The sequence below is a fragment of the Pseudomonas sp. TMW 2.1634 genome, assembly GCF_001703595.1.
GTDB classification, from domain to species: Bacteria; Pseudomonadota; Gammaproteobacteria; order Pseudomonadales; family Pseudomonadaceae; genus Aquipseudomonas; species Aquipseudomonas fragi.
On sequence record NZ_CP016849.1, the window covers coordinates 3,014,292 to 3,025,000 of the forward strand.

Below are 10,709 nucleotides of genomic sequence, written 5' to 3' on the forward strand. Positions count from 1 at the left end.
AGTGATGACTCGACCGCACGTTGCAGTACAATCGCGACCTTTCATAGCCAATTGACCGGCCCTCCCATGATCGAACCCAAGCGCGTATTACGTGCCCTCGCCGAGCACTGGGCACTCCTTGAGCCGTTGTGTGAACACTTCGACCAGGGCACCTTGAGCCTCAACGAATTGCGCCTGCAACTGGCCGCCCATCAGGTGGACAGCACGCCGCAGGACATCACCGCCGTGCTCGATGCCTGGATTCGTCTGGATATTCTGGTGCCGGTCGCCAAAAGCCCCAACCGTTTCGAACTCAACGCCCAGATCCACGACTTCCTCGCCTATCTGCGCCACGAACACCGCCTTGGCCTGTGCCTGGAAATCGAAGCCTACCTGCGCCATCTGGAGCGGCTGGCGGGTTATATCCAGGATGCCTTCGACATCCGTGACGGCCACGATCTGGCACGCCAGCTGCGCTTGCTCGACATGCGCGTGCGCGATGTATTGAAAAAACTCGCCAACGATGAACAGGCGCTGGTGGCCGTGGCCGAGCGGGCCAAGACCAGCGACCGGCAAATTCCGTTGCGCCAGCGGTACGCCGAGGTATTGGCAACGTGGGACGAATACGTCGAACCCATGATCCAGCTGGTCAACGCCGACGGTGCTTTCGAACAAGGCGTACGCAAGGTCGAAGTGGTGCTGCTGCGCATGCTCAGCGAACAGCAACGCCTCGGCCACCTGGTGGACGACGACATGCTGTTGCGCACCCATGCGCGCATCCTTGAAATGCAAACCAGCGCCCAGATGACCCTGCGCCATGCCCGAGAACTACTGCTGCCGCTGCGTGAGGAAGCCCGCCGGCACAACGCCGTGACCCGCGGCGCGGCGCTGGCCCTGGCCGCCATCCGCCGTAAAGGCCTGGACGCCGTGCCACAAGCCTCGATGCCAATGTTCACCCGCCCGCAAAGCACCTTTTTGGGCAGCGCCAGCCAGGTTGAGGCCTATGTGTATGCCCTGGCCCGCTTCGAGCCCAAGCCGGCGAAATTTCCTAAAGCACACAAGGTCCATCGGGGCGAAACACCCAAGGCACCGCGCACGGTCAAGGAAATGCTCGATCGCTGCAGCGAGGCGCTGCCGATGCCGGACTTGATGGCCTGGCTCCTGGCCCAGGAGCCCGACGGCGGCACCGACGAATTGCTGTATTGGTTCTCGCGCCTGTCCCGGGAAAAACGCTTCGTGCGCGAACGCCTTGAGCGCCGCGATTACCACACCCACGAACATTTGGTCAGCCTGCGCTCCTTCGCTCTGCTTTCCCACAGCGAAGATGCAACCCAGACTACTGCGAGCCCTCTGCATGCATCTTGATCTTTCCGAACTGTCCCAACTGGCACCGATTTTTCGCGAGCTGTTCAAGGGCTATCACATCAGCCGCCGCGACCCGGAGCTGTACGCGCAGCTGTCCAATTTCCAGGACCAATACCGCGCCCTGTTCAAAGCCCTGGGCTTTGAGCTGGTGTGTGATACCCGCGGTTTTTATTATTTTGTGCCCGACACTGCCACCGCCCAGGTAAACAAGACCGCACAGCGCCTGGCGCTGTTCACGTTCATCATCGTCGAGCACCTGGCCGATCAGGGCCGCGACCCGATTGCCGTACTCGACGGTGGCAGCCTGGGCCGCGACGAGTTGCCCGCGCTGCTGGAAAAATACCGCGACCTGTTTGTACAGGCTGAAGTCACCAGCCAGGACGAGCTGGAAGAAAAAATCATGCGCCGCATGACCCAGCTCGGCTTTGCCAGCGAAGAACCCGGTATCTACCGTTTTCTGCCACCGATGCACCGTTTTCTTGATGTATGCCTGTCGGTACAGCAAGACCGCGATCTGGCTGCCAGCCTGCACAGCATCCTGCCGCTGCCTGCACCGGTGCTGGCCGATGACGACATTGATGACGAAGACGATGCACTGGCCCGCGCCATTGCCGACGAACAACAGGAGATGGACGCATGAGCCAGGAACGCTACGGCATTCGCCGCTTTGCCCTGTTGAACACCGCCGGTTACAGCCTGGGGCTGTTTCCGCTGGAACATCCGCTGTCGGTCTACGGGGCAAACAACCTCGGCAAGTCGGCATCGATCAACGCCCTGCAGTTCCCGATTCTGGCGCGCATGTCAGACATGAGCTTCGGCAAATACAGCCTTGAGCAGTCGCGACGCTTCTACTTTGCCTCGGACACCAGCTATATCCTGGTCGAAGTGTCCCTGCCCCACGGCCCCCATGTCATCGGCGTGGTGGGCCGCGGCCCCGGCGGCGGTTTCGGCCACCAGTTCTTTGCCTACGCCGGCAAGCTGGACCTGGCCCACTACCAGAAAGACGACACCTGCCTGCGCCAGAAAGAACTGTTCAACAACCTTGAGCGCAATGGTCTCAAAGCCTACGAGCTAAAGCCTGATGAACTGCGCCGCTTGCTGGTGGGCGGGCATACGTCGATCCCGCTGGACCTGACCCTGATCCCGCTGCGCTCCACCAGCGAACAAAGCCTCAAGACCTTCCGCGCACTGTTTATCAACCTGCTGCATATGCGCGAAATCACCGCGGCCAAGCTCAAGCAACTGTTCCTGGATGCCTTCGAACACAGCCTGCGCTCGGGTAGCGTGGATTACATTGCGGCATGTGAAGAAGCCTTCCGCGATGTAAGACGCATGGAGCAGGACTACAACGCACTGGTCGGCGCCGGGCCGTTGGTCGAGGCATTGGCTGCAGTAGTACGCCAGCGCGACCTGCTGCGCGGCAAGCTGCACCGCCTGTCACCGCTGCTCGACTCCTTGCTCGGTACCTGGCAGGACTACGCCGGCGCCCGCAAGGAAGAGCTGTTGGTCCAGACCGAGCACTACCGCAACCAACAGGACGCCCTGCAAAACGACCAGCGCAGCAGCACCCAGGAGTTGATGCGTCTGGAACGGGAAATTTCCGGTATCCAGCGCTGGCTCGGCGAGTTGTCGGTGCTCAAGCATCGCTTCGCCCTGGTCGACGATGTCAAAGTGCTGGAGCAACAATTGCTGAGCGCCAAAGACGCCCACGACGAACTGGCGGGCGCCCTGGCGCAATCGCGGCAGTTCAGTGCCGAGGATCTGGACGAGCGTTTGCGCGACCTGGAAAAACGCCTCAAGTCGGTCAAGCAGCAGCTCGATCACGCCGACAACAACAGCTATGCCCGCCTGCGTGAAGAGTTTTCGCAGCAGGATGTGGAACGCCTGATGCGCCTGTTCAACAGCGCCCTGTTCAGCCTGCCGCTGGGTGAGCACGGGATTGCGCTGGATGACAGCGACGCCTGGGTCAAATCGCTGGAAGTGATCCTGGACGGCTTTAAAGGCGAACGTTTTGAGGCGCCGGGACTGTCCATCGACCTCAGCCATATCGAGCCCCCTGCCCTGCAGGCACTGGCCGACCGCGCGGCCTTGCGTGAGCAGAAGGAGCGTCTGGAAAAAGAACTCAAGCAACTGAAAACCCAGCAAGCTGTGAGCTCTGATCGCGCCGCGAGCAAGAGCGAAGCCGAGGCCCTGTATCAACAGGTACTGGATGCGCAAAAGGCCCTGGAAGATTTCCGCCGTAGCCAGACGCTCAGTGCCGAAGAAGGCGAAAAACTTGAACAACTGGCCCAGGCCGAAGCTGCGCAGGACGAGTTGAAGCGCTCCAGCGATGCCTTTACCGAGCGCGTCCAGCAGTTGTCGGCCAAGTTGCAACTGGTCGCCCGTCAGCTGGGCGACATGGAAGCCAAGCAGCGCACCCTGGATGACAGCTTGCGCCGACGCCAGTTGCTGCCAGCCGACCTGCCCTTTGGCACGCCCTTTATGGACCCGGTCGACGACTCGATGGACAACCTGTTGCCATTGCTCAACGACTATCAAGATAGCTGGCAAGGCCTGTTGCGCTGCGACGGCCAGATCGAGGCACTGTACGCGCAGGTGCGCCTCAAGGGCGTGGCCAAGTTCGACAGTGAAGACGATATGGAGCGGCGCCTGCAGCTGTTGATCAACGCCTACGCCCACCGCACCGAAGAAGCCCTGACCCTGGGCAAGGCGCGCCGCGCGGCAGTCACCGATATCGCCCGTACGCTGCGCAATATCCGCAGCGACTACGACAGCCTTGAGCATCAACTGGCGCTGTTCAACCGCGAGATCAACAAGCGCCAGGTATCCAACCTCAAGAGCTTCCGTATCGTATTGGCGCCGAACAAGGAGGCGCTCAAGCATATCGACCAGATTATCCACAGCGCCGGCCAGTACGAAGAAGGCGAAACCCTGTCGGTGTTCGACCTCAGCCAGAGCGCCGAGCAAGACAACAAGAACGAAGAGGCCAAGGAATATCTGGCACGGCTGGTGGCAGCCAACCATAACCAGCTGGGCCTTAAGGACCTGTTCGAACTGGCGTTCGAGATCACCAAGCTCAATGGTCAGCCGGTGATCCATACCGATATCGACGGTGCCGCGTCCAACGGTACGACCATGACCATCAAGGCGCTGACCAACATGTATTTGTTGCTGCACTTGATGGACCGTGATCAGGCCGGGCGGATCCGCTTGCCGTACTACCTGGACGAAGCCGCGGACATCGACGAGAAAAACCAGACCGCGCTGCTGGAAACCAGTTTGCAGCTGGGCTTTGTGCCGATCCTGGCCAGTGTCAAACCGCAGGTCTGCGCCCATGTGGCCATCGACCTGGAGGGCGGTAGCGGCCCCAACGGGATTTACATCGATGAAGACGACTGGAAGTACATTCGTCGTCATGACGAGGTGAAACCGGATGCGCTGACGGCTGTTGAAGAACCTGAACTGGATGAAGCCTGAGGCTGATTCCCGGGCATAAAAAAACCGCGATCAGTGATCGCGGTTTTTTTATGCAGCTTATTTACCTAGCGGGATCTTCGGCGCCCATTGCAGCCATTCGTCTTCGAACTTGTCGAAGAGCGCGAAGGTTTGCTCAGGGCGGGCCTGGGTACCCAGCTTGTCGCCGTCCGGTGTGGCGAAGGCGATACCACCCTGAACCAGGGTTTCCAGGGATTCCGTGCGAATCGTCGCGCCCTTGAACAGGCCGAAGTCGACACCGAAACCGCTGGTGTTCCAGAAGCGGCTGCCGCTGCGCACCAGCGGTGCGTAACGCGGCTCGATCAGGATATGCACCAGTACACGATCAGCGGTGCTGCCCAACTCGTAGCCCGTGACCTTGCCCACAGTCACTTCACGGTAGGTCACCGGCACGCCTTCTTTGAGCGAGCCACGACGTGCAGCACTCAATACCAGGCTCAAGCCGGCTTGTGGTACGGCGGCATCCGGTGCCTGCTCCAATGCAACAAAGCTGGTCTGGCGCCCCAGTTGTTTGCTCGCCGGTTGCACTTCGAGGTACTGGCCGGTGACCAGGGTTTCGAGATTGGCCGTTTTCATCAAACCAAGTTCTGGTTTGACCACCCAGAACTGGCTGCCCACCCGTGCGATGCGATCCGGGACTTCGGTAATACGCGCCTGCAGCATCACCGATTGCAGATCGTCACTCAGGTCGACGCTTTCGATCTTGCCAACGTCCAGGCCCTTGAAACGAATCGGCGTACCGGCACGCAGGCCATCGGCACGCGCGACCTTGATCGTCACGGGTACGCCTTGCTGCATGGCCGCATCACGGTCAGTGAACAGACGGAAACGCGGAATACGTTTTTGCAGCGGCGCTTTCGCTTCCGGCGTTTCAAAGGCAATGCCGCCGGCCATCAAGCTTTGCAGCGATTCGCTTTTAACCTGGATTCCGCCGGTCAAGCCACCGGTCAGAGTGATGCCGCTGGCATTCCAGAAACGGGTCGAGGCGTTGACCAGGTTTTCGTATTCCTTCTCGATATGGACACCGATCACCAACTGCTTTTTGGTGCGCGAGAACTGATAACTCTGAACCGAACCGACTTTAACCTGCTTGTAGAGAATCGGGCTGCCGACATCCAGCGAGCCCAGGTTCTCGGTGAAGAGCACCATATGCAGGCCCGGCGAGCGCAGATCCAGCGGTGGCGCCTTGGGCCGTGCGACGAATTCGCGCTCGGGGGTGCTGCCCTTGTCACCCGGGCGAATGGCAATGTAGTTGCCTTTGACCAGCGCCTCCAGCCCGGTAATGCCGGCCAGCGAGATGGATGGCTTGACCACCCAGAACTGGGTGCCCTGCACCAGATAATCTTCGGCCAGCGGGTCCAGGGTCAGCTCGGCACTGGCGCTGGTCAGGTCCGGGTCGACTTTGAGGCCCTTGAGGCTACCGACCTGGATACCTTTGTACATCACCGGCGTACGGCCAGCCTGCAGGCCTTCAAAATCGCTGAGTTTGACTTTGACCTTGATCCCCGCCTGCGCGGCATCGAAGTCTTCATAAAGACGGAACGGCAGGTTCGAATCGGTGGGCGGGCTGTCCTTGCGGTTCTCCGGGGTGGCAAAGGCAATGCCGCCGGCCACAATACTGGCCAGAGATTCGCTGCGCAGTTTCACACCCGACAGGTTGGCGTCGATGCTGATGCCGCTGGCATTCCAGAAACGCGTATGTTTGCGCACCAGATTGGCATAGGTCGGCTCGATAAAGACTTTGATCTCAACGGTGCTTTGGTCTTCGGAAAGCACATAGCTTTTGATCTGCCCGACCTGGATCTGCTTGTAGAACACCGGGCTGCCACGGTTCAACGAACCCAGGCGTTCAGCCTTGAGCGTCAGGTGCAGGCCGGGTTTGGTGTCAGACAGGGGCGGTTCTTGTGACAGCGCCTTGAACTTGCGCGCCGGCTCGCCATCGGCGGGGCTGACCGCAATGTAGTTGCCCGACACCAGCGTTTCGAGCCCGGTGATACCGGCCAGGGTGACGCTGGGCTTGACCAGCCAGAAACGGGTATTGGTTTTCAGGTATTGCTCAACGTCCTTGTCCATTTCGACGGTGGCAATCACCCCTTTGCTGGGGCCAGACTCGTCGAGGGCCAGGGTTTTCACCTTGCCCACGGGCATGCCCTTGTAGACCACCTCGGTCTTGTTGGCGACGATGCCTTCGCCGCTCTCGAATCGCACCTGGATATCGATGCCGGTTTCGCTGTAGGCACGCCATCCCAGCCAGCCACCAATGACCAGGGCAATCAGCGGGAGGATCCAGATCGCCGACCAGTTGGAAGCCGGGCGGGTTTTAGCAGTAGGCAAGTCACTCATGGTCGTCGTCCGACTCCGTGTTGTCCCAAATCAGTCGGGGATCAAAAGTTACAGCTGCAAGCATCGTTATCACCACCACACTGGCAAAGGCCACAGCGCCAAGATTGGCTTCGATGCTGGCTATGCGTCCAAAATTCACCACGGCCACCAAAATGGCAATGACGAAAATATCCAACATTGACCACCGGCCAATGAACTCGATAAAGCGGTACATGATGATACGTTGCCGGGCAGACAGAGGCTGATGGCGCTGTACCGAAAACAACAGCAAGGCGATACCGACCAGCTTGAAGGTGGGCACCAGAATACTGGCCACAAACACCACGGCGGCAATCGGGATCATGCCGTGCTGCACCAGTTCGATGACACCCGCCATGATCGTGCTCGGTGAGCCCTGGCCCAGCGAGTTGACGGTCATGATCGGCAGCAGGTTGGCCGGGATATAGAGAATGGCCGACGTCAGCAACAAGGCCCAGGTGCGCATCAGGCTGTCGGGCCGCCGCGCATGAACCACTGCGCCGCAACGGGTACAGGTTTGCTCGTCGGTGTCGGGGTCTTGCCTGTTCAGTTCGTGGCACTCGCCACAGATCAAGATACCCGCATCAATCGCCCGCATGAATATCCTCCCCGGACAGCGCCTGCCAGATCTGGTGAGGTGACATCACCACTTCCAGCCAAACTTGTACCAGCAACAAACTGACAAAGCAGACCAGGCCCAGACCCAGGCTCAGTTCAGCCAGATCGGACAGTTTTACGATGGCCACCAGCACGCCCATGAAGTACACCTCAAGCATGCCCCAATCACGCAGATGGTGATAAATGCGGTAGATCAACAAGCCGTAGCTGCGCCCGATATTCCAGCGAATACTCAGCAACACGGCAAGCTGGCAGAGCAACTTGAGCAGCGGTATGCCCATGCTGCACAGGAACACCACGACAGCGATGCCCTGCATGCCGGTATTGAACAAGCCAAGCACACCACTCCAGACCGTGTCTTGCGACGCCTGGCCCAGTAGATTGAGTTGCATGATGGGTAAAAAGTTCGCAGGTATATAGAGCAGCAACGCTGCGATCACAAGCGCAAGGCTGCGTTCAACCACCTTGTACCTATGGGCGTAGAGTTCGTAACCGCAGCGCGGGCATTGGGCTTTCTCACCGAGAGCGAGATGCGGCTTGCGCATCAACAGATCACACTCATGACAGGCCACCAACTCGTCCAGCGGTAATTCTGACACCCTGCGGGGGTCAACCGGATCTGGCATATAGGGAGTCTCAGGCTCAGAAAATGACTGGGCCTATTCTAGTGCGCGGGCTACAAAATAACTGTGCCTATTTGCAGGACTTTAGCTGCAGGCGATCTGAAGAACGATACGCACAGGCCAGTCATGAGTTTTCTCGGCACAAAAACAAACCCCCTGTCTGCGTGAGCAGACAGGGGGTTTGGAATTTAATCTTGACGATGACCTACTCTCACATGGGGAAACCCCACACTACCATCGGCGATGCATCGTTTCACTACTGAGTTCGGGATGGGATCAGGTGGTTCCAATGCTCTATGGTCGTCAAGAAATTCGGTAGCCAGGTCGTTTGCCTTGCGGCGCACGCTCCAGCGAATGGGTATGTAATAGATTTGGTGTTTTGTGAACCGCAAACTTTCGGTTTGTATCGTCTTCACACACCGCAATTCGCTTCTAAGCAAATTGCTTGGGTGTTATATGGTCAAGCCTCACGGGCAATTAGTATTGGTTAGCTCAACGCCTCACAGCGCTTACACACCCAACCTATCAACGTCGTAGTCTTCGACGGCCCTTTAGGGAACTCAAGGTTCCAGTGAGATCTCATCTTGAGGCAAGTTTCCCGCTTAGATGCTTTCAGCGGTTATCTTTCCCGAACATAGCTACCCGGCAATGCCACTGGCGTGACAACCGGAACACCAGAGGTTCGTCCACTCCGGTCCTCTCGTACTAGGAGCAGCCCCTCTCAAATCTCAAACGTCCACGGCAGATAGGGACCGAACTGTCTCACGACGTTCTAAACCCAGCTCGCGTACCACTTTAAATGGCGAACAGCCATACCCTTGGGACCGGCTTCAGCCCCAGGATGTGATGAGCCGACATCGAGGTGCCAAACACCGCCGTCGATATGAACTCTTGGGCGGTATCAGCCTGTTATCCCCGGAGTACCTTTTATCCGTTGAGCGATGGCCCTTCCATACAGAACCACCGGATCACTAAGACCTACTTTCGTACCTGCTCGACGTGTCTGTCTCGCAGTCAAGCGCGCTTTTGCCTTTATACTCTACGACCGATTTCCGACCGGTCTGAGCGCACCTTCGTACTCCTCCGTTACTCTTTAGGAGGAGACCGCCCCAGTCAAACTACCCACCATACACTGTCCTCGATCCGGATAACGGACCTGAGTTAGAACCTCAAAGTTGCCAGGGTGGTATTTCAAGGTTGGCTCCACGCAAACTGGCGTTCACGCTTCAAAGCCTCCCACCTATCCTACACAAGCAAATTCAAAGTCCAGTGCAAAGCTATAGTAAAGGTTCACGGGGTCTTTCCGTCTAGCCGCGGATACACTGCATCTTCACAGCGATTTCAATTTCACTGAGTCTCGGGTGGAGACAGCGCCGCCATCGTTACGCCATTCGTGCAGGTCGGAACTTACCCGACAAGGAATTTCGCTACCTTAGGACCGTTATAGTTACGGCCGCCGTTTACCGGGGCTTCGATCAAGAGCTTCGCGTTAGCTAACCCCATCAATTAACCTTCCGGCACCGGGCAGGCGTCACACCCTATACGTCCACTTTCGTGTTTGCAGAGTGCTGTGTTTTTAATAAACAGTCGCAGCGGCCTGGTATCTTCGACCGACAGGGGCTTACGCAGTAAATGCTTCACCTCCATCGGCGCACCTTCTCCCGAAGTTACGGTGCCATTTTGCCTAGTTCCTTCACCCGAGTTCTCTCAAGCGCCTTGGTATTCTCTACCCAACCACCTGTGTCGGTTTGGGGTACGGTTCCTGGTTACCTGAAGCTTAGAAGCTTTTCTTGGAAGCATGGCATCAACCACTTCGTGTTCTAAAAGAACACTCGTCATCAGCTCTCGGCCTTAGAATCCCGGATTTACCTAAGATTCCAGCCTACCACCTTAAACTTGGACAACCAACGCCAAGCTGGCCTAGCCTTCTCCGTCCCTCCATCGCAATAACCAGAAGTACAGGAATATTAACCTGTTTTCCATCGACTACGCTTTTCAGCCTCGCCTTAGGGACCGACTAACCCTGCGTCGATTAACGTTGCGCAGGAAACCTTGGTCTTTCGGCGTGGGTGTTTTTCACACCCATTATCGTTACTCATGTCAGCATTCGCACTTCTGATACCTCCAGCAAGCTTCTCAACTCACCTTCACAGGCTTACAGAACGCTCCTCTACCGCATCACCTAAGTGATACCCGTAGCTTCGGTGTATGGTTTGAGCCCCGTTAAATCTTCCGCGCAGGCCGACTCGACTAGTGAGCTATTACGCT

The 10,709-nt window shown here is 58.0% G+C and carries 6 protein-coding genes and 2 rRNA genes (1 of these 8 only partly in view); 3 read left to right on the forward strand and 5 right to left on the reverse strand.

Annotated features, from left to right (window positions below; translation table 11 throughout):
- The first annotated feature begins 66 nt into the window (after nt 1-66).
- Genes mksB through mksF form a run of 3 tightly spaced genes read left to right on the forward strand, consistent with a single transcriptional unit; the run spans nt 67 to nt 4,821 of the window.
- Complete coding sequence (mksB, locus tag BFC21_RS14415) at nt 67-1,344, forward strand: Mks condensin complex protein MksB (RefSeq protein WP_120266282.1); 1,278 nt, start codon at nt 67-69, stop codon at nt 1,342-1,344.
- Nucleotides 1,334-1,984, forward strand: a complete 651-nt coding sequence (gene mksE / locus BFC21_RS14420) for an Mks condensin complex protein MksE (RefSeq protein WP_120266283.1) — start codon at nt 1,334-1,336, stop codon at nt 1,982-1,984. Before mksB ends, mksE begins: the two co-directional genes overlap by 11 nt.
- A complete protein-coding gene (gene mksF / locus BFC21_RS14425; RefSeq protein WP_120266284.1) occupies nt 1,981-4,821 on the forward strand; it encodes an Mks condensin complex protein MksF in 2,841 nt (946 codons plus the stop codon). The genes mksE and mksF overlap by 4 nt, the downstream gene beginning before the upstream one ends.
- A 57-nt stretch (nt 4,822-4,878) precedes the next feature.
- Here mksF and BFC21_RS14430 read toward each other — a convergent pair whose 3' ends face one another.
- The 5 genes from BFC21_RS14430 to BFC21_RS14450 all read right to left on the reverse strand — a co-directional run.
- The gene (locus tag BFC21_RS14430; protein WP_088378176.1) at nt 4,879-7,182 is read right to left on the reverse strand and encodes a PqiB family protein; all 2,304 of its coding nucleotides are present in this window, start codon (nt 7,180-7,182) and stop codon (nt 4,879-4,881) included.
- Nucleotides 7,175-7,798, reverse strand: coding sequence for a paraquat-inducible protein A (locus tag BFC21_RS14435; protein ID WP_086798750.1), 624 nt, complete (start codon nt 7,796-7,798; stop codon nt 7,175-7,177). The genes BFC21_RS14430 and BFC21_RS14435 overlap by 8 nt, the downstream gene beginning before the upstream one ends.
- Complete coding sequence (locus tag BFC21_RS14440) at nt 7,785-8,444, reverse strand: paraquat-inducible protein A (protein ID WP_016781693.1); 660 nt, start codon at nt 8,442-8,444, stop codon at nt 7,785-7,787. Before BFC21_RS14440 ends, BFC21_RS14435 begins: the two co-directional genes overlap by 14 nt.
- Before the next feature lie 189 nt (nt 8,445-8,633).
- Nucleotides 8,634-8,749, reverse strand: a 5S ribosomal RNA gene (gene rrf / locus BFC21_RS14445).
- 148 nt (nt 8,750-8,897) lie between these two features.
- Nucleotides 8,898-10,709: ribosomal RNA gene (locus BFC21_RS14450) — 23S ribosomal RNA — on the reverse strand; it runs 1,080 nt beyond the window's last position.

Coding starts and splice junctions, on each gene's coding strand:
- mksE (WP_120266283.1), top strand. CDS start 1,334: ATGCATCTTGATCTTTCCGAACTGTCCCAACTGGCACCGATTTTTCGC.
- BFC21_RS14440 (WP_016781693.1), bottom strand. CDS start 8,444: ATGCCAGATCCGGTTGACCCCCGCAGGGTGTCAGAATTACCGCTGGAC.
- BFC21_RS14430 (WP_088378176.1), bottom strand. CDS start 7,182: ATGAGTGACTTGCCTACTGCTAAAACCCGCCCGGCTTCCAACTGGTCG.
- mksB (WP_120266282.1), top strand. CDS start 67: ATGATCGAACCCAAGCGCGTATTACGTGCCCTCGCCGAGCACTGGGCA.
- mksF (WP_120266284.1), top strand. CDS start 1,981: ATGAGCCAGGAACGCTACGGCATTCGCCGCTTTGCCCTGTTGAACACC.
- BFC21_RS14435 (WP_086798750.1), bottom strand. CDS start 7,798: ATGCGGGCGATTGATGCGGGTATCTTGATCTGTGGCGAGTGCCACGAA.